Here is a 25,750-nt window from a genome sequence, read left to right on the forward strand (position 1 = left end):
CTAATATACTAAAGCCGAAACTTTATGCCTAAAAGGTAACGTTACTCAGAAACAGCTTTTTCTTGCTTACTGTCATAAATAACAATCGGCTTGCTTTCGCCTTTAATTGTATTTTCATCAACAACAATTTTACTTACATTTTCCATTGATGGTAATTCATACATAGTATCAAGCAACACAGCTTCTACAATAGAACGTAAACCACGAGCACCCGTTTTTCTGTCCATAGCTTTACGTGCTATAGCATGTAAAGCATCAGTTCTGAACTCTAGCTCAACACTCTCCATATCAAATAGCGCAGTGAACTGCTTAGTTAAAGCATTCTTAGGTTCTTGCAATATTTGAATAAGCGCATCTTCATCAAGTTCACGTAGCGTTGCCAAAACAGGCAAACGGCCAATAAACTCAGGAATCAAACCATACTTAACTAAATCTTGAGGTTCAACTTCAGCCAAACTATCTGTTAAAGACTTCTCTTGATCTTTGCCACGAACTTCCGCGCCAAAACCTATACCGGTACCAGTATGATTACGTTGTTCAACAACTTTATCTAAACCTGCAAACGCTCCACCACATATAAAGAGTATTTTAGAAGTATCTACTTGTAAAAACTCTTGCTGTGGGTGTTTACGACCACCTTGAGGTGGTACTGAAGCAACAGTGCCTTCAATAAGCTTTAATAACGCTTGTTGAACACCTTCACCTGAAACATCACGAGTTATAGAAGGATTGTCTGATTTGCGTGAAATTTTATCAATTTCATCAATGTAAACAATACCACGTTGAGCTTTCTCTACATCGTAATCACATTTTTGTAATAACTTTTGAATGATGTTTTCTACATCTTCACCAACATAACCGGCTTCAGTTAATGTTGTTGCATCAGCCATAGTAAATGGTACGTCTAATAACCGTGCAAGGGTCTGCGCTAATAATGTTTTACCACTACCCGTTGGTCCAATAAGTAAAATATTACTTTTACCCAGCTCAACACCATTATGAGTATCGCCATTACGTAGGCGTTTATAGTGATTATAAACGGCAACTGCTAATACTTTTTTAGCATGATCTTGACCAATAACGTATTCATCTAGGCTTTCACGTATCTCCATAGGAGAAGGCAATGCCTCTTTACTTTCTTTTGGCGAAATTTCAGAAATTTCTTCACGAATTATATCGTTACACAGTTCTACACATTCATCACAAACAAATACTGATGGGCCAGCAATTAATTTACGTACTTCATGTTGGCTTTTACCACAAAATGAGCAGTAAAGTAATTTACCATTATCGCCACCACTTTTAATATCAGTCATGCCCTACCTCTAAAATTTAATACCAATAAATCCATTTATTACTCAATCTACACCGTTAAGTATACACCGAAATCCTATTTATCGTTACGTTGTTCTAATATGGAGTCAACTAAGCCATATTCAACCGCTGCTTCTGCACTTAAAAAATTATCTCGGTCTGTATCTTGAGAAAGTTGCTCTAATGTTTGACCAGTGTGCTCAGCCATTAATTTGTTAAGTTTATCTTTTATAAATAATATTTCTTTAGCATGAATTTCAAAGTCTGAAGCTTGCCCTTGGAAACCACCAAGAGGCTGATGAATCATTACTCGAGCATTAGGTAAACAATAACGTTTGCCTTTTTCGCCACCTGATAATAAAAACGCGCCCATACTTGCCGCTTGGCCAATACAAACAGTGCTAATGTTAGGTTTGATAAACTTCATGGTGTCATAAATTGCCATACCAGCAGTTACTGAGCCACCAGGCGAATTTATGTATAGATAAATATCTTTATCAGGACTTTCAGATTCTAAGAATAATAACTGCGCGATGATCAGATTAGCCATATGATCTTCAACTTGACCACAAAGGAAGATTACACGCTCTTTTAGCAGTCTAGAATATATATCATATGAACGTTCACCTTTAGCTGTTTGCTCAACAACCATAGGTACTAATGCGCTTTCAATACCTGTAGCACTGCTTTGTGATGACACTTGAGATGATCTTTGAGATGTAATTTGAGAGTTAAACAAGAGTATACCTTCCCTTAATAAATAGTAATGGCCTGTATGTTGCCATACAAGCCATTAAATTTAAGCGATTGCTTAGTTAGTTGTCAATGTAAAACTAATGAAAAGTAAGCTTTACTTAGCTTCAGGGTTCATTATTTCATTGAAACTAGCTTTTTTGTCAGAAACTTTAGCTTTTTCAACTAAAAGTTCAACAGCTTGCTCTTCTAAAGCAACGTTTTGCATCTGCTGCATAAGTTCTTTATTGTTAGCATAGTATTCGATTACTTCTTTAGGGTCTTCATAAGCAGAAGCCGCAGAAGCAATTAGCTCATTCACTTTAGTTTCATCAACTTTAAGCTCATTCACTTTAATCACTTCACCTAGAAGTAAACCGATCTTAACACGACGTTCTGCTTGCTCTGTAAACATTTCAGCAGGTAGTTGTGGTAAGTTTGCAGGGTCCATTTGGCCTTTGAAACGTTGCATAGCTTGTTGACGTAAAACATCAACTTCTTGCGTAACAAGTGCTGCTGGTAAACCAACTTCATGTCCAGCTAATAAACCATCAATGACTTGTGTTTTAACTTTAGCTTTTACTGCTTGCGTTAATTCACGTGCCATATTTTTAGTTACTTCAACACGTAGAGCTTCAACGCCACCTTCTTCAATGCCAAAAAGTTTTGCAAACTCTTCATCAATCTCAGGTAAAATTGGACCTTCAGTTTTATGAATAACAATATCAAACTCAGCGTCTTTACCTTTAAGGTTTTCAGCATGGTAATCTTCAGGGAAAGTTACCTTGATAGTTGCTTCATCACCAGCTTTCATACCAGTAACTTCTTTCTCAAAACCAGGGATCATACGACCAGCGCCTAGTTCAAGTTCAAAACCTTCAGCTTTACCACCTTCAAACTCTTCACCGTCTACACGACCAGTGAAATCAAGTGTTAACTTATCGCCTGCTTTAGTTTTGCGTTTGTTTTCTTTCCATGTTTGGTGCTGCTTTTGTAGCGTAACAAACATTTCATCTAAATCGGCATCAGTCACGTCTACTTGTGGACGTTCAATAGCGATTTTTTCTAAATCTTTTAATTCAACTACAGGGTAGATTTCAAAAGTTGCTTCAAACTCTAATGCTTTACCATCTTCATTGCTTTTAGCTACAAATGAAGGGCGGCCAGCGGGATTGATTTTTTCTGCAACAATAGCATCAACAAAGTTACGCTGCATGATTTCACCAGCAACTTCTTGACGTACTGATTTGCCGAAACGTTTTTGAATTTCTGACGGTGGTACTTTACCTGGACGGAAACCGTTAATACGCTGTGTTTTACTGATTTGACGAAGACGATTCTTTACTTCTACATCTACTTTTTCGGCTGGAACAGAAATAGTCAGACGACGTTCCAAACCTTGTGTAGTCTCAACTGAAACTTGCATTTAAATACCTCAAAAACTTAGCGTATTACGCTTTATACGCATCAAATTAATAATCAACACTTTTGATAAAAAATTACCAAATTTGTGACAAAATGATGCCCTGTTACAAAAATATGACGCCAAATTATAGCGAGGGGGGAAAAAAGTTGCAAGGTGTAAGTTTAACCCAGCAATAAATTATTAACTATTCAGTTACGTTGGATAACCTTTGAGTAGATTAGAACTTTACTGGTAATACAGCTAGGAGTAGTTTATTGATCATTTAACGATAATGAAAAGGTTTGATATAAGCATGATTTTTAAAGAGGTAGTAGTCATTACTGTGCTTGTATAAGAGAAATACACAATGAGACAAAACGTTCAGATAAGTTTTTTTTAGTAGATTTAATAAAGATTAAAATAAAATATAGAAGATATAGAAGATATAGAAGATATATTTGAAATTGATAAGTATTAAGGAGGTTGATACTTATTTAAAAAAGAAAGTGGTCGGTGATGCAAGATTCGAACTTGCGACCCCTTGGACCCAAACCAAGTGCGCTACCAAGCTGCGCTAATCACCGACATATTCTTTTTCAATAATTTATTAGTTTACACTAACAAAGTAAAGATGGGGTGGCTAAAGGGACTTGAACCCTCGACAACCGGAATCACAATCCGGGGCTCTACCAACTGAGCTATAGCCACCATAACATTTTCCATATCTAAATATGGTGCGCCCTGCAGGATTCGAACCTGCGACCCACGCCTTAGAAGGGCGTTGCTCTATCCAGCTGAGCTAAGGGCGCAATTCCCTACAAAGATATATCCACTTCAAAATAAAAAAGTGATTGGAGGTACAAATTCAAACTTACGACTGAACTTGATGATACCCAAACCAGATTCTTACCACAGATAGACTGCGAATAAAAAGTGGTCGGTGATGCAAGATTCGAACTTGCGACCCCTTGGACCCAAACCAAGTGCGCTACCAAGCTGCGCTAATCACCGATATATACTGTTGTAACTAACAATAAATTGCCTCGTTTCAACGGATGCGGATATTACCGAGTTGCTTAACATCAGTCAAACCTTTTTTATAAATAAATATCTGTTCGGTTACTTTTAACACAAGTCGCTGTATTCTTCTGCTACAAACTATTATTTAGTGGTTTATTTAATCAAGATGTAATTATGATTATTTCAGGGTTATATAAAAAGCTATTCAGTTACTAAATTATCACTGTTTAGGATATTTATTATAATCATGTTCAAGAGTGATACATTTTAAGTAGTACAAGCTATTTAATAAATAATCAGTCCGCGGTAAAGCTATTGAGTAGGTAATGTTGGATAACCTTTTATTTGATAAACACGCTAAGGTACATATAACTGCTGACTATTGTATACAATAACTGAGTATTTGAACCTAAAAGTGCCTTGCTAAGCTATGTGACCTATCTAGAGGTGATGCTAAGTAAAGTAAATCTACAATACACGTTTAGTTTGTGGCAAAATGACGGTGTTTTTATTATTACTTAAACCAAGGTCAACATTAGAGTTATGACAGCATCATTGATCGATGGCAAAGCAATTGCCAAACAGCTTAGAAATTCAGTTAAAGAAGAAGTGAACTTACGTATTAGTAATGGCCAAAGAGTACCTGGTTTAGCCGTTATTCTGGTAGGCTGCGATCCTGCTTCACAAGTATATGTAGGTAGTAAGCGTAAAGCATGTGAGGAAGTTGGTTTTGTTTCACGCTCTTATGATTTACCGATAACAGCCTCTGAGCAAGAGCTATTAGCTTTAGTTAATGAATTAAATAACGATGACTCTATCGACGGTATCTTAGTACAACTACCTTTACCTGCTGGTTTAAATTCCGATTTAATTATCGAGCACATTAATCCCCTTAAAGATGTTGATGGCTTTCATCCATCTAACGTTGGCAAATTAGTATTACGCCAACCAGGTTTAAGACCTTGTACGCCTAAAGGTATAATTACACTCATTGAGTCAACGGGTGTTGACCCTAAAGGCTTAGATGCACTTGTGATTGGTGCCTCTAACATTGTTGGTCGACCTATGGGCTTAGAACTTTTACTCGCTAAATGCACAGTAACAACAACGCATCGCTTTACTCAGGACTTAGAAGGTAAAGTGAGAAATGCAGACATTATCGTGGTAGCCGTTGGCAAACCTGGATTTATTCCAGGTGAATGGATTAAAGAAGGCGCTATAGTCATTGATGTAGGCATTAACCGCTTAGATAATGGTAAATTGGTAGGTGATGTAGATTTTGATGTCGCTAAAGAAAGAGCCTCATTTATCACTCCTGTACCTGGTGGTGTTGGCCCAATGACAGTAGCTAGTCTTATTGAAAATACACTAATCGCTTGTCAGCAAGCAACTCAGTAGTAGCGCTATAACAGAAATCTGAGCTTAAAGAATTTTAAGTTCAGGAATCAAAAAGGGTGAACACTAATAGTGTTCACCCTTTTTATTTGAATCTAAGTTACGTATAACGCTAGTTATCTGCAGCTAAGTCATCATTTAAAACTATCTGACAATGCTTTAAGCTTTACGCCAGGTTGTTTTACCCGCGCTATCCTCTAGCACTATTTTCATAGCATTAAGTTTGTCACGAGCATCATCAGCAAGTGCCCAGTTTTTATCAATACGTGCTTGGTTACGTTGAACAATAAGTGCTTCAATTATAGCTACTTCATTATTATCATTATCGCCTTGCAAAAAAGCCGCTGGGTCAAGCTGTAATAAACCGATAACTTTACCCAATGCAACTAACGTTGAAGCTAAATCACTTGCTAAAACATTATTGTTGTCAGTCTTGGCAACATTTAATTCTTTTGATATTTCAAAAAACACGGCTAATGCTTGTGGCGTATTAAAATCATCATCCATTGCTTGGCAAAACTGTTTAACAAAACTTGAATCTTTATCTAAAGTATAATCACTTTGTATTTCTACATCACGTAACGAAGTATAAATACGTTCTACCGATGCTCTCGCTTGCGTTAAGTTATCAATTGAATAGTTTAGCTGGCTACGATAGTGACCTGTCGTTAAGAAAAAACGTACTGTTTCAGCATCATATTGCGCTAATACATCTCGTATAGTGAAAAAGTTGCCTAATGATTTAGACATTTTCTCTTGATCAACTTGCACCATACCGGTATGCATCCAGTAATTCACATAGGGAGTATCTAGGGCACAACAGCTCTGGGCTATTTCATTTTCATGATGAGGAAAGGTTAAATCAGAGCCGCCGCCGTGAATATCAAAATGGTGACCTAGCTCTTTAGCATTCATTGCTGAACATTCAATATGCCATCCAGGACGGCCTTCACCCCAAGGAGATGACCAGCTTGGCTCACCCGGCTTAGCCGATTTCCATAAAACAAAATCAAGCGGATTGTTTTTATTTTGATCAATTTCTACTCGTGAACCTGCTTGTAATTGCTCAAGGTTTTGTCCACTAAGCTTACCGTAATCAGCATAACTAGAAACATTAAATAATACATCGCCCTGCCCGGTAGATTTAGCGTTATCGCCTGCTACATAAGCATGTTCTTTAGCCACTAAGGTTTTAATCATCGCAATGATCTCATCCATGTGCGTGGTTACTCTTGGCTCTAAATCGGGTCTGGCCATATTGAGTGCATCAAAATCCTGATGCATAGCTGCAATTGTTCTTTCTGTTAGCGCTTCCGGTGTTTCATTATTTTCATTGGCGCGGTTGATAATTTTGTCTTCAACATCAGTGATGTTACGAACATAGTTAACATCATAACCAGAAAAGCGTAAATAACGGGCAATATTGTCAAAGCTAATATAGGTGCGACCATGGCCTATATGGCATAAGTCATAAACGGTGCAACCACAAACATATAAGCCTACTTTACCTGGATTAATTGGTGTAAAGGTTTCTTTTTGACGACTTAACGTGTTGTAAATTTGCAACATGATATTTTATGACTCCTACTGAGTAGTTTCTATTGAATAAGTTATCAATTGTACCTGAACAAATCTAAAGGATCATCAATACTAATGCACTTTATAGCAAGTTAGCGTACAATTATCGCAATTAATTTACATATTATTTATTAACACTTAAGAAGAGACAATTATGATCATATTTAAAACAAATCTTGGCGATATTAAAATTGAATTAGACTTCGAAAACGCGCCGGTTACTGCCGCGAACTTTCAACAATATGTTGAAGAAGGTCATTATAACGGCACCGTTTTTCATCGTGTAATTAAAGGTTTTATGGCGCAAGGCGGTGGTTTTGCTCCAGGTTTAGAAGAAAAAGAAACACGCGCTAGCATTAAAAATGAAGCAAACAATGGTTTAAGTAATAAACTTGGTAGCCTAGCAATGGCGAGAACTCAAGAGCCGCATTCAGCATCTGCGCAGTTCTTTATTAACCTAACGGATAATAACTTCTTAGATTTCACTAGCGAATCTGTACAAGGCTGGGGATATTGCGTTTTTGGTAACGTTATTGAAGGTATGGACATCGTTGATAAAATGGCATTAGTTGAAACGGGCAATCTACATGGCCACGGTGACGTTCCAAAAGACGATATCTTAATTGAATCGGCTATTGTTGAATAATCCTAGCAACACGCGATGATTGACAATACTAGAACAGCAATAAGTTATTTTATTGCTGATTTACACCTAACTGAAAACAGGCCTGATATCAGTGCCTGTTTTTTACGTTTTTTAAAAAATGATGCTATTGAAGCTGAAAAGCTTTATATCCTTGGCGACTTATTTGAAGCTTGGGTTGGCGATGATGATGATAGCCCCTACCTTAAAACAATAGCGGATGCACTGACTGCGCTAAGTAAGTCAGGGACAAAAATCTATTACATTCATGGTAATAGGGACTTCCTCTTAGGTCAGCGTTTTGCTAAACAAGCAAATATGCAGCTTTTACCTGAAATAGATACGATCGATCTTTATGGTCAACATGTGGTTATAATGCATGGTGATACGTTATGCACACGTGATATCGACTACCAGGTGTTTAGAAAAAAATCACGTTCTTGGTGGTGGCAAGCAGCAGTGAAAAGCCTGCCTTTATTTATTCGTAAAAAAATGGCTGCTGATTACAGAAAAAAAAGTACCGCTGCTACGGCAATGAAATCGCAAGAGATTATGGATGTTACTGAAAGTGAAGTAATTGACTGTCTTGAAAAATATAATAGTCAGTTATTAATTCACGGTCATACACACAGACCTGCTGTACATAAAGTGTCTGCAAATGGCGCAAACGCCGAACGTATAGTCTTAGGTGATTGGTATGAACAAGGTGCATGGTTAAAAGTCACACCTGATTCTATTGAGTTACTAAACCAACCGTTAACCTAGTATTTATTCTTAACTCTTCATTCTTACTGAAATATAACGGACAACACAAGTTAGCCGTTATATTACAATAAAAAAGTGCTCCACTATTAAATAGGACTTCCAGAGTGAAATTTAAAGTCCTCATCTGGCGATGTAATTAACTCAGCTTCAACTTTTGCAAAATAAGCTATCCGCTCACTAATATCTTTTCCTGCTACTTGTCCGGCTAAGGTCAAATAATCTTGATAATGACGCGCTTCTGAGCGTAATAACGAGATATAAAACTTATTCAAGTCATCATCTAAGTGTGGAGCTAATTTAGCAAAACGCTCACACGAACGCGCTTCTATAAAAGCACCGATAATTAATTTATCAACCAAAGCATCAGGTTCAAAGGTCTTTACATGTTTTAGCATGCCTTTAGCATAACGACCTGCAGTGATGCCATCAAAAGGAATATCTCGCTTGACCATTATCTCTAGTACTTGATAAAAGTGATGTAACTCTTCTTTTATTAAAAGCACCATTTTATCAATCAAGTTCTGGCTAAATGGCGACTTTGCCTGAGCATTACTACTTTTCGGTAAAATAGCTTTAGAAAGATTGTTTTTATTGGCAAGTGACGCTAAATCGCCCTTCTTCCGATATAAAAAATCTTCATAAGGTTCAAACCATTCAAGCAAGACGTTAGTACTGTCTTTATCAACGGCATATTTTCGAATGAGATACATAGCGGTTTGCCCTGCTTTAAGTTCACAGGCAAGATGGTCTCGTAGGATAATCGGTAAGTTTTCTTTTTTCTTTGCTTCATCTATCCAGGAATCAGGTGTTTCGCAAGATAAAAAATTTAATATCGGTATTAGTAATCGTTCTGCTTCGGTCATCTTTTTATCTCAGCAATAGCTAGGGAATTCGTTTAAGTGAATTTTAATTATTACGCTATTTTAAAAGTCTATTTATTGAGATACTAGCAAAATCGGTTTTTTACCTGACATAGGTCAAATAAATGCCCTCAATTATAAAAAAAAAGCTTACAAGTAAGAATGCCGCTCAGAAACTTATTAAAAAACACGATAAGTTGATACATAGTGAACATATGAAAGTGACGTCACATGTACAGAGGGATAATGATGATTGGATAATCAATACACTCATGTTAGATAACCTCGACGTCCCTTTCAAATACAAACGTAAAAAACGGTACCAAAGCTTACAAGGTCAAAGAGTTAACTTAACTTATTATGCTGAAACGGAAACTATCGCAGGCATATACCCGTTCCACTTGAAGATGCGCGCTTCAGGAAACTTGAGCGAATAATAATCAAGGCACATTTTTTTGTTAAGGGTCATTCCCTTAAAAATAAATGTAACGATGAGTATGGTTTGCTCAGGCTTCCCCCAAAGGGCTGGTTTATAAACGCTTTATGCTACGTTATTGATTTCGACAATAGAATAACTATTCTCTTCAATCAATGCCTTGCCTAAAAGCGTTTATAATTCCAGCTGAAACCTGCATATTTAAGTGGAACGGGTATAGTATTGAAGTGATGTCAGTGGTACGAATAAAAGTCAGTTAACGTTAACTAAGTTGAACAAGCCTCCTTATCGCATAAAATTATTAAAAACACATTCTATAGAGCTTTATTGTTTAATTTTCAATCAACACTTGACTGATCACCTTATATCTTTCATAAATAAGGGAGTAATAATAATAGTGCTAATAGCTTAAATACTTCGAGTTGTTTATTTTAACTACAAAGTACTGGTCGAATACTTACGTGCGAGAGGATTAATTATGATACTAAACCACATTTGGGGGCTATATGCCCACCCTAAAGAAGAATGGCATGTTATTGAAAAACGACATGAAAGCTTAAGTTATAGTTTGATGCACATATTGACCATAGCGTTGATTCCAGCAATATGCTGTTATTATGCCGCGGCTTATATTGGCTGGACTATTGGCGTAGGTGACCCGATAAAGATAAGTGTTGGGAGTGCTCAAATAATGGCTGTTAGCATGTACTTTGGCTTAGTTATTGGTGTATTCGCTTTAGCTTACCTTATCCAATGGATGGCGAAGACTTTCGACTCAAAACCTGATTTCGTACAAGCCCTTGAACTTGCTGCATATACTGCAACACCATTACTGATGGTAGGTATTACTGCTTTGTTTCCAGTATTATGGTTTGTTGCCTTAGCAGGTATTGCTGCAGTAGCTTATTCAATCTACCTGTTATATTCAGGCGTACCTATTATGATGAATATCCCTGAGGAAAAAGGCTTTATCTACTCAAGCTCGGTAGTAACAGCCGGTTTAGTCTTATTAGTTACTTTAATGGCATTTACTGCAATGATGTGGACGATGGGATTTGGCCCTGAGTTTGTTTCTTAGTATTCCTAAATAGTTAAGCGCTTAAATAGGTGCCTAACTAAATCGATTGTTATTTACTTAACTGTCACTTAAAATTAAAAAGCCCTATTTCTACAATAGAAATAAGGCTTTTTTTATGTGCGATATATATTTGAAACAACGAGTAAAAACACCTAAGTCATTACTCAATTATTTAACTATAAATACTACTCGGCACCTTCGTTATGCATATCAATAATAGAATCAGCATCTTTATCTGACTCTTCTTTGCTCGTATTGTTACGTAACGCATCTAACCGTTCTAAATACTCATGATTAATATCATTAGTTACATAGTTACCATCAAATACAGAAGTATCAAACGTTTTTATTTCTGGGTTACCTTTACCAACTGCAGCGATTAAATCGCCGATAGATTGGTAGATTAACTTGTCTGCGCCAATTAAATTACAAATATCATCTAATTCACGACCATGTGCAATTAATTCATTAGCACTTGGCATATCAATACCATAAACATTAGGAAATCTTACTTCTGGTGCCGCTGAAGCAAAATAAACTTTATTAGCACCTGCAGTACGCGCCATATTAATGATTTGTTCAGAAGTTGTGCCGCGAACGATAGAATCATCTACAAGTAAAACATTTTTACCTTTAAATTCAGTGGTAATAGCGTTCAGCTTCTGACGTACAGATTTTTTACGCTGTTCTTGACCTGGCATAATAAAAGTACGGCCAATATAACGGTTTTTAACAAAACCTTGACGGTAAGGTAAGTCAAGATGATGTGCTATCTGTAAAGCAATATCGCATGATGTTTCAGGAATTGGAATAACAACATCAATATCGACATCTTGCCATTCTATGGCGATCTTCTCGCCTAACTTAGTTCCCATTTCTACACGTGATGCATAAACAGACATTTTGTCCATCGTTGAATCTGGACGTGCAAAATAAACAAACTCAAAAATACATGGGCTGTAAACCGGGTTATCAGCACATTGCTGGCTGTGGATCTGGCCATTTTCTGAGAAGAAAATTGTTTCACCTGGAGCAACGTCACGGACAAAATCAAAAGAGCAGGCATCTAGCGCAACTGATTCTGAAGCAACCATATACTCAACGCCTAGCTCAGTTTCTCTTTTACCAAAAACTAAAGGACGAATGCCGTTAGGGTCACGAAAAGCAATCATACCGTGGCCAACAATTAGCGCTACACTCGCATATGCGCCACGAACACGTTTATGAACTTTTGCTACGGCTGTAAAAATGTCATCTGGTGTAAGCGTGATATTTTTACTTTGCTGTAATTCATGTGCCAAAATGTTGAGTAAAACTTCAGAATCTGAAGTGGTATTAACATGACGACGTGCTTCGTTAAATAACCATGTTCTTAATTCTTCAGCATTGGTTAAGTTACCATTGTGCGCTAATGATAATCCAAATGGTGAGTTTGCATAAAATGGTTGTGCTTCTGACGAGCTAGAAGTACCTGCGGTAGGATAGCGAATATGACCAATACCGATGTTACCTTGCAAACGAAGCATATGGCGAGTATGAAAAACATCTTTCACCAAGCCGTTGCCTTTTCTCAACCTAAAGGTATTATTATGAATTGTTACAATACCTGCAGCATCTTGACCACGATGCTGAAGTACAGTTAGTCCGTCATATATATGCTGACTAACAGGGGTTTTACCGACAATACCAACAATGCCACACATAAAATTCTCTCCACAAAAAAAATACTGACAATACTTATTATCCTAAGAGTTTACTTAGGATGGCGTTAACCAACTTATAAATATTGAATTAGAGGATATTGAAATAATATCTTATAAAATTACTGTATACGGAATGACTCCGCATGAACTTAGTCATTACTAACAACAACTACGTTATATAACTTGATGACCCTTTTAGGTATTCAAAAAACCATTCTACGACTAATTTGAACTCAGGAATTAATTCAGAGCTTTTCCACCACAGTGTATTTTCAGCGCCAGTAAAAGCATCGATAAAAAATATTACGGCACTAATAATAAGTACGCCACGCAGTGCACCAAAAACGAGCCCTAACATACGGTCTGTACCGGAAAGACCTGTTTTACTGACCAATTGCCCAATGAGATAATTAACTAAAGCGCCAAGCACAAGAGTTGATATGAAAAGAATGGCAACGGCTGCGGCATTACGCAAGAATTGATCAGAAATATTCGTTAATAGATTGGCGAGGTTTGCATAAAATGTGCTGGCAATGAAAAAAGCACTGATCCAAATCACTAAAGATACCGCTTCCTTTACAAAGCCTCGTATCAAACTAACCAGTGTTGATAAGCCTATAATGGCCAAAATGGTGTAATCTATCCAAACCATAACTTGAGTGTCTCGGTGAATGTCTCGTTGTGTTTCTCTAAATTAGAGGCGCGCATTCTACCAGAATTAGCTAAATAATGCCTAACATTTTATAAAAGTCTGTTATTTATTTGGCTTAAAATACGCAACTTTACCTTGAATACCGGTGAGCTTATTCAATGCCGGTAACTTTTTATCCAGTGATGATTTTATCAACTCAGGTCCTATCATGACTTTAGTTAATGTACCTTGCTTGGTTTTTATAGGTTTAGTAAAGGCTATATAACCTTTCGCTTTTAATTTTTTTAATAACTGCGCAACATTGTCTTTATTTTTGAAGCTGCCTAAATGGATAACCCAGGCTTCTTTAGCAATAGCTTGTTCTGGCAAAGGCTTATTAGCTTTACTAGCTATTTTTACAGGTGGTTTTACTGTAGGTAATGCTGTGGGTGTTACTGTAGTTTTTACTAACGTCTCTTTTACTTTAGCCGTTTTTTTGCTTGATTCTGGCGCAGAGTATCCACTAACTTTCTCATCAATAGCTTTTTCATTTGAGATTACCGTAGCCGTTTTTTGTTCCAATTTATCTTCAGGAAATGGTTTATTAGTCAATTTACCTGAAAAAACCTCCGCTTTTGGAATGGCTTCAAAATCATCTTGGTGTAATTTTTTTTCACCATCAAGTAAGTCTGGTAAGAAGATGATAACCACGGCTGCAACAATAATAGTACCTACAAGGCGATTTTGAAACGGTGTAGACAAGAGACACTCCTAATTAAATATAACTAATACCAATCGGACTAATTTATTCGGTAAATGAAAACAACACAACTAACAAATAATTAGCTGAGATCTGATTTTAGCAACAGTAAAAAACGAACCAAAAACAAGAATTAAATCATTATCACTCGCTTGCTTATCTGCCATTTTAAATGCCTCATCGACATTGTCAAAAATATTTGCCGAATCAGTGAACACAGCTAACTTACTGGCCATTGTTTCTATTGTGGCAGCCCTTGGCACACTTAGCGCTCCGGTATACCAAAAGTCAACATCACCTTTTAGTGGCTGTAAACTCGCACCAATGTCTTTATCACCTAACATAGAAACCACTGCATAAATTTTTTGATAGTTAGCTTGCTTTTTTATTTGCTTAAGATAAGTAGCGAGGTAACGAGTGGCTTGGGGATTATGCCCTACATCAAGAATAACATCACAATGACCTGTTTTTTTTATTAACTCTGTTCGTCCGGCAACCTTGGTTTTACAAATAATATCATTAACAAACTCAGTAGTAAGCGTCAGATTAAGCTTTTCTAATACCATCAACGCTGTCGCGACATTGTCTCGTGGGATAGACGTTGGCTTTAATCCTGTTAACTGTGTCTGTTTCGTGCGCCAGTCCCACTTTAATAACTCATTATTGACAACAAAATCTTCATCTCGTAAAAATAAGCTTTCTCCATGACTTGCCTGCAACTTATTAGCATGAGCTAATACTGACTTAGGTGCATTAGTATCACCAATGACAATATTTTGCCCTTGTCGCATGATACCCGCTTTTTCAAAACCAATAGTTTCTCGGTCATTACCTAGATAACTTTGATGGTCGAGATCAATGGTAGTGATAACAGCAATATCTGCATCAATTATATTTGTCGCATCTAAACGTCCACCAAGACCCACTTCAAGAATGATATAACTTGGCTTAATATGCATTAACACAAGTAGTGCAGCTAACGTTGTATATTCATAATAACTTAGAGAAATTTCTTTTCGAGCATCTTCAATTCGTTTAAAAGCGTCAATGAGTGCTTTATCTTCTACATCTTGCTTATTTATCCGAAGTCGCTCATTAAAGCGCTCAATATGGGGAGAGGAATAAACAGCTACACCTTGCTGTGATCCAATATTATCGTGGCTAAGTAAGGCGTTTTCGATGAAAGCACAGGTGGTGCCTTTACCATTAGTGCCAGCTACAGTAATAACCTTAGCAAAACTTAAATCAATCGCTAAACGCTCTGCGACGGAGCCAATTCGAGATAATCCAAGATCTATCTCACTGCTATGTAGGTTTTCTAAATAATAAAGCCACTGATCGAGATGAGTAAAATCTTGATAGTGGCTTGAATTGTATTTTGACATTTATTCGATCAACAAGTGATTTGAGTAAAAGGTATTAGTTACGAAACAACGCTAGGTTGACCCATAAACTTACCCAACATACGCGCTAGAGTAACTTTCATTTCACGGCGATCAATAATCATATCAATAGCGCCTTTTTCTAATAAAAATTCACTACGTTGAAAGCCTTCAGGCAATTTTTCTCTAACAGTTTGCTCAATAACACGTGGACCAGCAAAACCAATTAGTGCTTTAGGCTCAGCAACATTGATGTCACCTAACATAGCCAAACTAGCTGATACACCGCCCATCGTCGGATCGGTTAATACTGATACGTAAGGTAAACCGTTTTCACTTAATTTAGCTAACGCTGCACTGGTCTTTGCCATTTGCATTAAAGAGAATAGTGCTTCTTGCATGCGAGCACCGCCACTAGCAGAGAAACATATCAATGGTATTTTATGCTCTAAACAATATTCTGCGCCCTTGACAAAACGAGCTCCAACGACAGAAGCCATTGATCCACCTAGAAAGCCAAACTCAAATGCAGCAACAACTACTGGCATACCGTGTAATTCACCCTTCATTACTACAAGAGCGTCTTTTTCTCCGGTATTTTTTTGAGCTGCACTAAGACGGTCTTTATATTTTTTCGAATCTTTAAACTTTAAGATATCTTGTGCTTCAAACTCTTCACCTAATTCCATGCGATTGTCTTGGTCAAGAAAGCTATCAATACGTTTACGTGCACTGATACGCATATGATGATCACATTTAGGGCATACTGAGATTTGACGCTCTAATTCGGCTTTATAAAGCACTGCGTTACATGAAGAACATTTACTCCATACACCTTCAGGAATGTTACTTTTTTGTGTAGCTTTTGCTTTCGGGAGAATTTTTTCTATCCAGCTCATAATTTTATTTTGGCCTGTTGCAACGAAATATCTGTCGGTTTATTGATGGAAAGATCCCACCAAACTCTATTTCAAACTAGTACTAATTGTAAACCGCTTATTAAACCATACTATAACCCATACAATATATAAAAAACTGGTCTGCTCAGTAAATAGTAGTAATTAAATTAAAGTTTCTATTTATAGAAACTTTGTCTATAAAACTCATACTTATAGAAATAATGGGCCTAATCGGCTTTTTGGTAAGTCGAATTTCTCCGGATAATCTACATCAACAAAGTAGAGCCCTTCTGGCGGAGCAGTAACCCCTGCAACACAGCGATTTTTAGCTAATAACACCTCTTGCATCCACTGAGGCGTCTCTTGTGATTGACCAACCCGCATTAGGCTACCAACAACATTTCGTACCATATGGTGTAAAAAAGCATTAGCTTTAATATCGACCACAAGATAATCACCCTGTCGTGTCACTCGACAATGTTTCACCGTACGAATAGCAGAGTGAGACTGGCAGTGCACTGTTCTAAAGGAGGTAAAATCATGCTCTCCGAGAAGAAAATCGGCGCCTAGCTGCATAAGACTTTCATCTAAGGCATAGTGACAATGACTTATACCATGACTTAATATTGCAGATCGAAGTGGTTTGTTGTAAATGATATAACGGTAGTTACGGGCAGTTGCACTAAAGCGAGCATGAAACTCGTCATCTACTTCTTTTACCCAGGCGACAGCAATGTCAGCAGGTAAATGCGTATTTACGCCTAATGTCCAGGCCGTATCTTTGCGTGTTTTTGAAGTGTCAAAATGAATAACTTGGTTGGTCGCATTAACACCCGTATCGGTGCGCCCTGCACAAACAACTGCTATTGGTTCATCGGCAATTATTGATAATGCCTTTTCTAACTTTTCTTGTACCGTAATAACATTGTTTTGGCGTTGCCAACCACAATAATTCTTACCATCGTACTCAATGCCTAACGCATAACGCATGCAAACCCGCCTTTTCTAGTGAGGAGATTATTTTCGCTGCGTATTATCCTTTATTTTATGCAGTTAGGCTATTGCTGTTCGTTTATATTAAAAACCTTACAATGAATCTAATAATTCTTGTGCTTCAACTTTCTGGATAACATCGCCTTTTGTAATCACCTCCTGTAAGATCACTTGAGCATTTTCGTTATCATTCATCTCTATATACATTTTTGCCAAATCTAATTGACTCGACATTGAGCCATCTGCATCAACATCAACACCACTCTCATTTTGAGCAAACTGCCCTAGGCCAACGTCAATATTAGTTTTTTCGTAAGGCTCTGAATTATCCACCTCACCTAAACTTTCCGAAAGCAGATCGTCAACAGAAACATAATCTTCTGTGGGCTCTTTTTTCTCAGTGCTTTGAAGACTCTCTGCAACCGGACTTTCATCAATTAAATCGTCTCCAATGTCATCAAGCGTTAGCTCAACTTCATCATCCTCTGCAGGTGTAGACGCTGACTCCTCTTCAATATTAGCTAAGAGCTCATCAAAATCAACATCATCTAACTCTCCAATAACGTCTAACTCATTGATATTTTCAAGTTGTTCATCATCTGAATCTGCTGTTTCAGCTAATAATTCAGCTAAAATATCTTCATCGTTAAAATCAGGTGATAAGACTATAGCCTCAGGTGATGCATCTGCTGGCTGTTCCACATCCCCCTCAAGTGATTCTTCGGCTAATAACTGAGTTAGCTCAGATTCACTAAAAACATCACTAACTGGATTATTAAGTGTCTCATCAATAGAAGAGTCTATTAACTCATCAGCTTCATCTATGCTATTGGTCTCAGCAATAAGTGCATCAATGTCTAAATCGTCACCTAATTCATCAACTTCATTTGTGTTATTGGTATCAGCAATAAGTGCGTCTATATCTAAATCGTCAGCTATATCGTCAGCTTCATTATTGTCTAATGTTTCAGCCACTAACTCAACGTCACTTTCCTTAGCCATAATATCGCTAAAATCAGCCGTCAGAAATGGGGTTACATATTCAGCAGTAAATTCAGCAATTTTCGCTTCATTTTCTGCTATTTCTTCTTCAATCTTCTGCTCTTCAGCACTTAACTGACTATCTTGTCCCGCTGCCTCATCAGAATTTGGTTGATTCATTGTATCTGATAAATCTTCTTTAACCGTTTTTTGAAGAGCAGGTACATTACCCGACATCGACTCAAGTAAGGCATCAATATCATCAGGATCTGTTACATCAACATCTTCGACCTCTGCTTTTACAGGCTCTTCATCTACCGGCGCATTAGCCGACATTGATTCAAGTAATGCATCAATATCATCGGGGTCTGTGACATCAACATCTTCGACCTCTGCTTTTACAGGCTCTTCATCTACCGGCGCATTAGCCGACATTGATTCAAGTAATGCTTCAATATCATCGGGGTCTGTTACATCAACATCTTCGACCTCTTCTTTTACAGGCTCTTCATCTACAGGCGCATTAGCCGACATTGATTCAAGTAATGCATCAATATCATCAGGGTCTGTTACATCAACATCTTCGATTTCTTCTTTTACAGGCTCTTCAACTATTGGCGCATTGCCCGACATTGATTCAAGTAATGCATCAATGTCATCTGGATCTGTGACATCAACATCTTCGACTTCTTCTTTTACAGGCTCTTCAACTGCTGGCGCATTAGCCGACATTGATTCAAGTAATGCATCAATGTCATCTGGGTCTGTGACATCAACATCTTCGACTTCTTCTTTTACAGGCTCTTCAACTGCTGGCGAATTAGCCGACATTGATTCAAGTAATGCATCAATGTCATCTGGGTCTGTGACATCAACATCTTCGACTTCTTCTTTTACAGGCTCTTCAACTACCGGCGCATTAGCCGACATTGATTCAAGTAATGCATCAATGTCATCTGGATCTGTGACATCAACATCTTCGATTTCTTCTTCGGCTGGTTTTTCAGCAACAGGTGCAGACACTGAGTCACTTACCGAATCAAGTAACGCATCAATATCATCAGGGTCTGTTACATCTGCTGCTTCTGCTTTTTCTTCCTCTGCGGGATCTGAACTCACTGCTGAAGCAAGTAACGCATCAATATCATCAGGGTCTGTTACATCTGCTGCTTCAGATTTTTCTTCCTCTGCGGGAGCTGAACTTGCTGCTGAAGCAAGTAACGCATCAATATCATCAGGATCTGTTACATCTACTGCTTCTGCTTTTTCTTCCTCTGCGGGAGCTGAACTTGCTGCTGAAGCAAGTAACGCATCAATATCATCAGGGTCTGTTACATCTGCTGCTTCAGCTTTTTCTTCCTTTGCGGGAGCTGAACCTGCTGCTGAAGCAAGTAACGCATCAATATCATCAGGGTCTGTTACATCTGCTGCTTCAGCTTTTTCTTCTGCGGGTTCTTCAACTGTTAAGTCTTCATCATCAAGATCGCCCAAACCGCCAAGTAGATCATTTAAATCATCTTGGTTTAACTCTCCACCTTCAAGCTCCTCACTTTCGGCTTCATCAATACTATCTAACTCATCATCTAAGCCTGATAATAATGAATCTAAATCACCTTGATCTAACTCACCACCATCAAGAACGTCATTGTCACTATCATCGTCTAATAAGATGTCTTCAAGATCGTCTAAACTATCATCGTCATCAATCAAGTCGATAGAAAGATCATCGTCTAAACCTAGTTCATCATCAAGTGACAAATCGAGTTCATCGTCTAAGTTCAACTCATCAAGTGACAAATCAAGTTCATCGTCTAAGTTCAGCTCATCATCAAGAGATAAATCAAGTTCATCGTCTAATGACAACTCATCATCAAGTGATAATTCTTCAGCAACGTTTTCTTTTTCAGCTTTAGGCGCTTTCTTTTTACTCTCTAATTCGTTGAAAAAAACTTCATCGGAGGCTTGTTTCCGACGATTAAACAAAAAGGCCAATAATCCCAAGATTAAGATAGCCGGCAGAGTACCCATGACGATTTTGAACCACAAACTTGAGCTAATATCTTGCTCTGCAAGTTCAGCTAGCTGCTTAGCTAATAAAAGTTCTTTTTCTCTGGCCTCAGCTTTTGCTAAAAGGGCCTGTTGCAGTTTTATCATATCGTCCATCTGCAACTTTATTTCTTTACCTTTTGCCACTTCGTCTTGCATGATGCCAAGCTTGTCATTAAAAGAAGTAAGTCGCTGACGCAAATCATCATTTTCTTTTAAAATGGCTTGTAAACCATCAATTGAATCTGAGATATCATTCTGAATATTCTCTAAGCGTTTTTGCTGCTGACCATCGATCTTTTGCAGTTGGTCATTAATTTCAGTTTTTACTGTCTCTAAATCTTTTTTCTTAACGGTAGGCTCTGTCACGACCGATTTTTTAGCCACTTTAGGCTGTGATTGTTGCCAAGATTTACTGTCATCGTCAGACTTTTTCTTCGCACTATTAGTATTTATTGCCATCATTTTGTTAAACGATGGAATTTTTAAATATTGTCCTTCAACTAAATGGTTAATGTTGCTATCAACAAAGGCTTGAGGATTTTCTTGATATAAAGCCTGCATCACTTGATAAACACTCAAGCGAGCATTAGGACGAATTCGAGTGGCAATATTCCATAAAGTATCTTTAGAGAGAATTGGGCCATATCGATCATAAGGAAAAACATCAGTACTTTTAGGTCCACGCATACGAATGCCACGTTCTTCTTCAGCACTAGCAGGGAAATGAGCAGTGAGTATGCCAATAACAATCGCCTGCCATAGGCACAGGCGCAATAAATGTTGCATAGAGATGTCCTAATTAAACTAATTTAAGTGTTGGCGTCATCGTATTTATGGCGCCAAAAAAATACCACATTGCTGTATCTAACTAAGAGATAAGCGGGTCTGAAAGATGAAATGCAATGTTTATTCCAAAAAACCATTAACTAACAAGATAATAGCAAATTCTTTCAATAAGTCTTCTATTTTTGTAACTCTAGAGTAAATCAATACTCTACCCTGAGGCCTAGACTTATGCAGGGATTATCCTCCTCACATTATCTGTATTACAAATATCCTTGTAGAAGTGAGCCCGTTATAGCTTGTAGTCATATTAAAAATAAAGGTTTTGAAACTAAAAAACTCGTCATTAACAGTATTACTACCGTTAATGACGAGTTTTTGCTTACTTACTTTTTATTGCAATTAATACAGTTAATGCAATAAAGTTAGCTTAAGTGATCTTTTACCAATAACTCGGCAATTTGAACGCTATTCGTTGCCGCGCCTTTACGGACATTATCCGCAACAATCCACATATTAATACCGCTATGGTGACTGATATCTTCACGAATACGGCCAACATAGGTATCATCTTTACCGCTAGCATCACCTATTTGTGTAGGGAAGTCTTCATCATTACGGCAAACAACAATACCTGGTGCTTGCTCTAATAAGTCTTTAACGGCTTCAGCTGAAATATGTGAATTTGTTTCAATGTGCAAAGACTCGCCATGACCAAAGAATACAGGAACACGTACTGCTGTAGGGTTAACAAGCACGTTATCATCACCCAAAATCTTCTTAGTTTCCCAGACCATTTTCATTTCTTCTTTGGTGTAACCATTTTCTAAGAAGACATCAATCTGAGGAATAACATTAAAAGCTATTTGGCGTGAAAAGTTTTTACTCTCAACTGGCTTACCACTTAATAAATTAGCAGTTTGCTTTGCTAATTCATCCATCGCTTCTTTACCACCGCCAGAGACTGATTGGTAAGTACAAACATTCACACGACTAATACCTACGGCATCATAAATAGGCTTTAACGCCACTAACATTTGAATGGTTGAGCAGTTAGGGTTGGCAATAATATTACGATTACGATACTCACCTAGCGCTTCAGGATTAACTTCTGGAACGATAAGAGGGATATCATCGTCATAACGAAATTCAGAGGTATTATCGATAACGATACAACCTGCATCACCGGCTAGCGGGGCGAACTTAGCAGAAGTTGCACCACCTGCAGAAAAGAAGCCAATTTGTGCTAGGCTCCAATCAAAATGTTCAGCATCAAGTACTTCAATACTTTCGCCTTTAAACTCAATAATTTCACCAGCAGAGCGAGCGCTTGCTAATGGGTAGAGTTTATTAATTGGGAAATCTCTTTCTTCTAAGATTTCCATAATTGTTTTGCCAACTAATCCAGTTGCGCCAAGTATGCATACATCAAATTTCTGTGCCATGATCCTCTCTCTTCTAGTTGAACGTTTTATTAAAACCTAAATGATGTGGCACATCACTTAGGGTCTTTGCTGACGAGGTAACTGTAACAGCGGAGAACTCTCTGCGAACGGGATAATTCTTCCGTAAACTGTCAAAACCTTGTACAGATAATTGTTGACGAAATATTGCATCGTCTCGCCTGACATCGTAAACCATTTTAACTAACTGGCTTAGTAGTATTTGGCTAAAATCTTGATTAATTTCAACTCTAGGGATACTCGCCGGCGGTAAAAAGTTTTTTAGCTGATATTTAGGCGTAATTTCTAACTGTTGACATAATGCCTGATAGAGCATTTCACTACCACGAGCTTTTCCTTCTAAGCTATAACCCGCAATGTGTGCTGTGGCTATTTCGGTATAGGGAATTAAGGCTTCAAGTACTTCAGGTTCGCCTTGCCAAACATCGAGTACAACTTTTAGAGCATGACCGGACTCTTTAAGCGCTAGCAAGGCGTGGTTATCAATAACATCACCACGACATGCACTGATCAATATTTGATCTTCACGTAACAAGGCAAGATTATCTGCATTTATCAATTTGTCGGTTGGATGATCTCCACCAACAATTTTAGGTACATGCAAGGAAATAACGTCACAAGCTAATACCTCAGTCAATGATACATAATTTCTTGTATCGGTTAGTTTGCACGTTTTATCTTCTACGTGCTTCTGGGTTTGTTGTCTTTCTAGCAGCGGATCACATATTTTATGCGTAATACCTAATGCAGTGAGCTTTTCGCTTAACCGAGTACCGGTATTACCGCCACCAACAATACCAACAGTTAGTGATGATAAATTGAGTAAATAGCGCTCAGCTAAAACGACTAATGCACTTAATACATATTCAGCAACTGAAATCGCGTTGCAACCTGGCGCAGAATGGAAACTAATATTTCGTTTGGCGAGGTAACTTAAATCAATATGATCGGTACCAATAGTGGCACTGCCAACAAAAGAAATTTTATCGTTAAGGTGAAGTAATTGCTCATTAACCTGAGTGATTGAACGTACCAAAAGTACATCAGCATCGGCAACTTGTTCTGCGGTCAACGTACGTCCCGAAAAAGGGATTAATTCGCCCTGCTCACCATCAATACTGCCATCATTACCAATATGAACGTGACAGATTTCACTAAAAAACTCTTTAGCAAATGGCATATTCTCATCAAAATATATTTTCATTAGTTTTTAAAGTTTGACTAAAGACATTAAGGCTGCAGATTATACGCTCATTTTACGCTTGAGTACCAGTTCAAGCCTGCTAGAGTTGTAAAGCTAGTTACATTGTATAAATAAAAAAACCACGTTAACTTTAATTAACGTGGTTTTTTATTACTTAGAAATTACGTCTAAGTAGTCAGTAGATCTTAATAATCTACGTTTATTTATATTTTTGCATTACTAATGTGGCATTAGTACCGCCAAAACCAAAGCTATTCGACATAACAAGGTTTAGCTCAACATCACGTTTTTCAGTAACAATATCTAAGCCTTGTGCTTTCTCATCTAAATTATCAATGTTAATTGAAGGAGCAACAAAGTTGTTTTCCATCATTAATATTGAGTAAATAGCTTCGTGAACGCCAGCGGCACCTAATGCATGACCTGTCATTGCTTTAGTCGCACTAATTGCTGGTGAATCTTCACCAAATAACTCTTGAATTGCGCCTAATTCTTTAACATCACCAACCGGTGTAGAAGTTCCGTGAGTATTTAAGTAATCAAGTTTACCTTCAACACCTTGCATTGCTTGTTGCATACAACGAACTGCGCCTTCACCACTTGGAGCTACCATGTCATAACCATCAGAGGTTGCGCCATAGCCTACAAGTTCAGCGTATATGTGAGCGCCACGTGCAAGAGCATGCTCTAATTCTTCAACAACAACCATACCGCCGCCGCCAGAAATAACAAAACCGTCTCGGTCTGCATCATAGGTACGTGAAGCTAATTCAGGCGTATCATTACGACCCGCTGATAAAGCCCCCATACCATCAAACATCATAGCAAGTGACCAATGAACTTCTTCACCACCACCAGCAAAAACGATATCTTGTTTGCCTAATTGAATAAGCTCCATCGCATTACCAATACAATGAGCACTTGTTGCACAAGCTGAACTTATTGAGTAGTTAACACCTTTAATTTTAAAAGGCGTTGCTAAACAAGCAGATACTGTGCTTCCCATAGTTTTTGGTACTGCATAAGGACCAACACGACGAATACCACGGTTACGAAGCGTATCAGTTGAAGCAACGATGTTTTCAGATGAAGCGCCACCAGAGCCAGCAACAATACCAGTACGGAAGTTTGATACTTGATCTTCAGTTAATTTTGCATCTTTAACAGCTTGATCCATTGCAATATAAGCATAACCTGCAGCATCACCCATAAAACGGATGGCTTTACGGTCAATGAAATCTTTAGTTTCAATCTCAGGCTTACCCCAAACTTGACTACGTAGACCTTGCTCTGCAAAACTTTCAGAATGAGAAATACCTGATTTACCAGCTTTTAATGAGGCTAATACTTCATCAGCATTGTTACCAATACTTGAGACTATACCTAAGCCTGTTATTACGACACGTTTCATTTAACTAACCATCTATAATTGTAAAATTTTGCGCTATTATACAGGTAATAGCCATTGAACTGGTATTACTAGTTGTTTATACCAATCGGACTAATTTATTGGTCACTTAGCGAGAATGAAAAGGTTTAGAGGCAAGGCCTTGATTGAAGAGAATGGTTATTCCCTTGTCAAAATCAATAACGCCGCATATAAACCTTTTAAACTCGCCCTTTGGGAGTTCAGTAGCAAACTGATAACATCACAAAATGCATTAAATATAGAATAA

At 37.7% G+C, this 25,750-nt stretch carries 20 protein-coding genes and 4 tRNA genes; 5 read left to right on the plus strand and 19 right to left on the minus strand.

Translation table 11 applies throughout. The features are described 5' to 3' along the window. Nucleotides 1–41: 41 nt before the first annotated feature. The 7 genes from clpX to CXF85_RS04010 all read right to left on the minus strand — a co-directional run bounded on the left by clpX (nucleotide 42) and on the right by CXF85_RS04010 (nucleotide 4,462). Nucleotides 42–1,316 (minus strand): ATP-dependent protease ATP-binding subunit ClpX, encoded by a 1,275-nt coding sequence (gene clpX, locus CXF85_RS03980; RefSeq protein WP_101227207.1) that lies wholly within the window; start codon nucleotides 1,314–1,316, stop codon nucleotides 42–44. 74 nt (nucleotides 1,317–1,390) lie between these two features. Next, complete coding sequence (clpP, locus tag CXF85_RS03985) at nucleotides 1,391–2,014, minus strand: ATP-dependent Clp endopeptidase proteolytic subunit ClpP (protein ID WP_269801150.1); 624 nt, start codon at nucleotides 2,012–2,014, stop codon at nucleotides 1,391–1,393. Between the two features lie 150 nt (nucleotides 2,015–2,164). Continuing rightward, entirely contained in the window at nucleotides 2,165–3,472 is a 1,308-nt protein-coding gene (gene tig / locus CXF85_RS03990) for a trigger factor (protein ID WP_101227209.1), read from the minus strand. A 486-nt stretch (nucleotides 3,473–3,958) separates the two neighbouring features. Next, nucleotides 3,959–4,035, minus strand: a tRNA-Pro gene (locus CXF85_RS03995). A 48-nt stretch (nucleotides 4,036–4,083) separates the two neighbouring features. Beyond that, a tRNA-His gene (locus tag CXF85_RS04000) sits at nucleotides 4,084–4,159 on the minus strand. Between the two features lie 24 nt (nucleotides 4,160–4,183). Beyond that, nucleotides 4,184–4,260, minus strand: a tRNA-Arg gene (locus CXF85_RS04005). Between the two features lie 125 nt (nucleotides 4,261–4,385). Next, nucleotides 4,386–4,462: transfer RNA gene (locus CXF85_RS04010), tRNA-Pro, on the minus strand. 552 nt (nucleotides 4,463–5,014) lie between these two features. Between CXF85_RS04010 and folD the strand changes: the two genes are divergently transcribed. Further along, entirely contained in the window at nucleotides 5,015–5,869 is an 855-nt protein-coding gene (folD, locus tag CXF85_RS04015) for a bifunctional methylenetetrahydrofolate dehydrogenase/methenyltetrahydrofolate cyclohydrolase FolD (protein WP_101227210.1), read from the plus strand. Nucleotides 5,870–6,025: 156 nt separating this feature from the next. On the opposite strand, the gene cysS is transcribed toward folD, so the two are convergent. Then, the gene (cysS, locus tag CXF85_RS04020) at nucleotides 6,026–7,435 is read right to left on the minus strand and encodes a cysteine--tRNA ligase (RefSeq protein ID WP_101227211.1); all 1,410 of its coding nucleotides are present in this window, start codon (nucleotides 7,433–7,435) and stop codon (nucleotides 6,026–6,028) included. A 163-nt stretch (nucleotides 7,436–7,598) separates the two neighbouring features. On the opposite strand from cysS, the gene CXF85_RS04025 reads away from it, so the two are divergent. Both CXF85_RS04025 and CXF85_RS04030 read left to right on the plus strand, forming a co-directional pair. Next, nucleotides 7,599–8,090, plus strand: a complete 492-nt coding sequence (locus CXF85_RS04025; protein WP_101227212.1) for a peptidylprolyl isomerase — start codon at nucleotides 7,599–7,601, stop codon at nucleotides 8,088–8,090. 15 nt (nucleotides 8,091–8,105) lie between these two features. Then, nucleotides 8,106–8,852, plus strand: coding sequence for a UDP-2,3-diacylglucosamine diphosphatase (locus CXF85_RS04030; RefSeq protein ID WP_101227213.1), 747 nt, complete (start codon nucleotides 8,106–8,108; stop codon nucleotides 8,850–8,852). A gap of 86 nt (nucleotides 8,853–8,938) precedes the next feature. Here CXF85_RS04030 and miaE read toward each other — a convergent pair whose 3' ends face one another. Then, nucleotides 8,939–9,715 carry a tRNA isopentenyl-2-thiomethyl-A-37 hydroxylase MiaE gene (gene miaE / locus CXF85_RS04035; protein ID WP_101227214.1) on the minus strand — a complete coding sequence of 259 codons (777 nt, stop codon included), beginning with the start codon at nucleotides 9,713–9,715 and terminating at the stop codon, nucleotides 8,939–8,941. 122 nt (nucleotides 9,716–9,837) lie between these two features. On the opposite strand from miaE, the gene CXF85_RS23050 reads away from it, so the two are divergent. Together CXF85_RS23050 and CXF85_RS04045 are read left to right on the plus strand one after the other, a co-directional pair. Continuing rightward, complete coding sequence (locus CXF85_RS23050; RefSeq protein WP_101227215.1) at nucleotides 9,838–10,149, plus strand: hypothetical protein; 312 nt, start codon at nucleotides 9,838–9,840, stop codon at nucleotides 10,147–10,149. A gap of 477 nt (nucleotides 10,150–10,626) precedes the next feature. Then, complete coding sequence (locus CXF85_RS04045) at nucleotides 10,627–11,226, plus strand: Yip1 family protein (protein WP_101227216.1); 600 nt, start codon at nucleotides 10,627–10,629, stop codon at nucleotides 11,224–11,226. A gap of 185 nt (nucleotides 11,227–11,411) precedes the next feature. On the opposite strand, the gene purF is transcribed toward CXF85_RS04045, so the two are convergent. The 10 genes from purF to fabB all read right to left on the minus strand — a co-directional run bounded on the left by purF (nucleotide 11,412) and on the right by fabB (nucleotide 25,485). After that, nucleotides 11,412–12,929, minus strand: coding sequence for an amidophosphoribosyltransferase (gene purF, locus CXF85_RS04050; protein WP_101227217.1), 1,518 nt, complete (start codon nucleotides 12,927–12,929; stop codon nucleotides 11,412–11,414). Between the two features lie 169 nt (nucleotides 12,930–13,098). Then, nucleotides 13,099–13,581: a CvpA family protein gene (locus tag CXF85_RS04055; protein WP_101227218.1), complete on the minus strand. Its 483-nt coding sequence runs from the start codon at nucleotides 13,579–13,581 to the stop codon at nucleotides 13,099–13,101. Nucleotides 13,582–13,683: 102 nt separating this feature from the next. After that, nucleotides 13,684–14,322 (minus strand): SPOR domain-containing protein, encoded by a 639-nt coding sequence (locus CXF85_RS04060; protein ID WP_101227219.1) that lies wholly within the window; start codon nucleotides 14,320–14,322, stop codon nucleotides 13,684–13,686. A 69-nt stretch (nucleotides 14,323–14,391) separates the two neighbouring features. Beyond that, entirely contained in the window at nucleotides 14,392–15,705 is a 1,314-nt protein-coding gene (gene folC, locus CXF85_RS04065) for a bifunctional tetrahydrofolate synthase/dihydrofolate synthase (RefSeq protein ID WP_101227220.1), read from the minus strand. Between the two features lie 38 nt (nucleotides 15,706–15,743). After that, the gene (gene accD / locus CXF85_RS04070) at nucleotides 15,744–16,601 is read right to left on the minus strand and encodes an acetyl-CoA carboxylase, carboxyltransferase subunit beta (RefSeq protein ID WP_101227221.1); all 858 of its coding nucleotides are present in this window, start codon (nucleotides 16,599–16,601) and stop codon (nucleotides 15,744–15,746) included. A 210-nt stretch (nucleotides 16,602–16,811) separates the two neighbouring features. Next, nucleotides 16,812–17,591, minus strand: coding sequence for a tRNA pseudouridine(38-40) synthase TruA (gene truA / locus CXF85_RS04075; protein WP_101227222.1), 780 nt, complete (start codon nucleotides 17,589–17,591; stop codon nucleotides 16,812–16,814). A 96-nt stretch (nucleotides 17,592–17,687) separates the two neighbouring features. Further along, nucleotides 17,688–21,410: a FimV/HubP family polar landmark protein gene (locus tag CXF85_RS04080; RefSeq protein ID WP_101227223.1), complete on the minus strand. Its 3,723-nt coding sequence runs from the start codon at nucleotides 21,408–21,410 to the stop codon at nucleotides 17,688–17,690. A gap of 422 nt (nucleotides 21,411–21,832) precedes the next feature. Next, the gene (locus tag CXF85_RS04085) at nucleotides 21,833–22,852 is read right to left on the minus strand and encodes an aspartate-semialdehyde dehydrogenase (RefSeq protein ID WP_101227224.1); all 1,020 of its coding nucleotides are present in this window, start codon (nucleotides 22,850–22,852) and stop codon (nucleotides 21,833–21,835) included. A 13-nt stretch (nucleotides 22,853–22,865) separates the two neighbouring features. Beyond that, the gene (locus CXF85_RS04090; RefSeq protein WP_101227225.1) at nucleotides 22,866–24,074 is read right to left on the minus strand and encodes a 4-phosphoerythronate dehydrogenase; all 1,209 of its coding nucleotides are present in this window, start codon (nucleotides 24,072–24,074) and stop codon (nucleotides 22,866–22,868) included. 199 nt (nucleotides 24,075–24,273) lie between these two features. Then, the gene (gene fabB, locus CXF85_RS04095; RefSeq protein ID WP_101227226.1) at nucleotides 24,274–25,485 is read right to left on the minus strand and encodes a beta-ketoacyl-ACP synthase I; all 1,212 of its coding nucleotides are present in this window, start codon (nucleotides 25,483–25,485) and stop codon (nucleotides 24,274–24,276) included. Nucleotides 25,486–25,750 lie beyond the last annotated feature (265 nt).

The sequence above is a fragment of the Colwellia sp. 75C3 genome (assembly GCF_002836255.1).
Classification (GTDB): domain Bacteria; phylum Pseudomonadota; class Gammaproteobacteria; order Enterobacterales; family Alteromonadaceae; genus Colwellia.

Coding starts and splice junctions, on each gene's coding strand:
- fabB (WP_101227226.1), bottom strand. CDS start 25,485: ATGAAACGTGTCGTAATAACAGGCTTAGGTATAGTCTCAAGTATTGGT.
- CXF85_RS23050 (WP_101227215.1), top strand. CDS start 9,838: ATGCCCTCAATTATAAAAAAAAAGCTTACAAGTAAGAATGCCGCTCAG.
- miaE (WP_101227214.1), bottom strand. CDS start 9,715: ATGACCGAAGCAGAACGATTACTAATACCGATATTAAATTTTTTATCT.
- cysS (WP_101227211.1), bottom strand. CDS start 7,435: ATGTTGCAAATTTACAACACGTTAAGTCGTCAAAAAGAAACCTTTACA.
- folD (WP_101227210.1), top strand. CDS start 5,015: ATGACAGCATCATTGATCGATGGCAAAGCAATTGCCAAACAGCTTAGA.
- truA (WP_101227222.1), bottom strand. CDS start 17,591: ATGCGTTATGCGTTAGGCATTGAGTACGATGGTAAGAATTATTGTGGT.
- CXF85_RS04080 (WP_101227223.1), bottom strand. CDS start 21,410: ATGCAACATTTATTGCGCCTGTGCCTATGGCAGGCGATTGTTATTGGC.
- purF (WP_101227217.1), bottom strand. CDS start 12,929: ATGTGTGGCATTGTTGGTATTGTCGGTAAAACCCCTGTTAGTCAGCAT.
- folC (WP_101227220.1), bottom strand. CDS start 15,705: ATGTCAAAATACAATTCAAGCCACTATCAAGATTTTACTCATCTCGAT.
- CXF85_RS04030 (WP_101227213.1), top strand. CDS start 8,106: ATGATTGACAATACTAGAACAGCAATAAGTTATTTTATTGCTGATTTA.
- CXF85_RS04085 (WP_101227224.1), bottom strand. CDS start 22,852: ATGGCACAGAAATTTGATGTATGCATACTTGGCGCAACTGGATTAGTT.
- CXF85_RS04090 (WP_101227225.1), bottom strand. CDS start 24,074: ATGAAAATATATTTTGATGAGAATATGCCATTTGCTAAAGAGTTTTTT.
- CXF85_RS04025 (WP_101227212.1), top strand. CDS start 7,599: ATGATCATATTTAAAACAAATCTTGGCGATATTAAAATTGAATTAGAC.
- CXF85_RS04045 (WP_101227216.1), top strand. CDS start 10,627: ATGATACTAAACCACATTTGGGGGCTATATGCCCACCCTAAAGAAGAA.
- tig (WP_101227209.1), bottom strand. CDS start 3,472: ATGCAAGTTTCAGTTGAGACTACACAAGGTTTGGAACGTCGTCTGACT.
- clpX (WP_101227207.1), bottom strand. CDS start 1,316: ATGACTGATATTAAAAGTGGTGGCGATAATGGTAAATTACTTTACTGC.
- accD (WP_101227221.1), bottom strand. CDS start 16,601: ATGAGCTGGATAGAAAAAATTCTCCCGAAAGCAAAAGCTACACAAAAA.
- CXF85_RS04055 (WP_101227218.1), bottom strand. CDS start 13,581: ATGGTTTGGATAGATTACACCATTTTGGCCATTATAGGCTTATCAACA.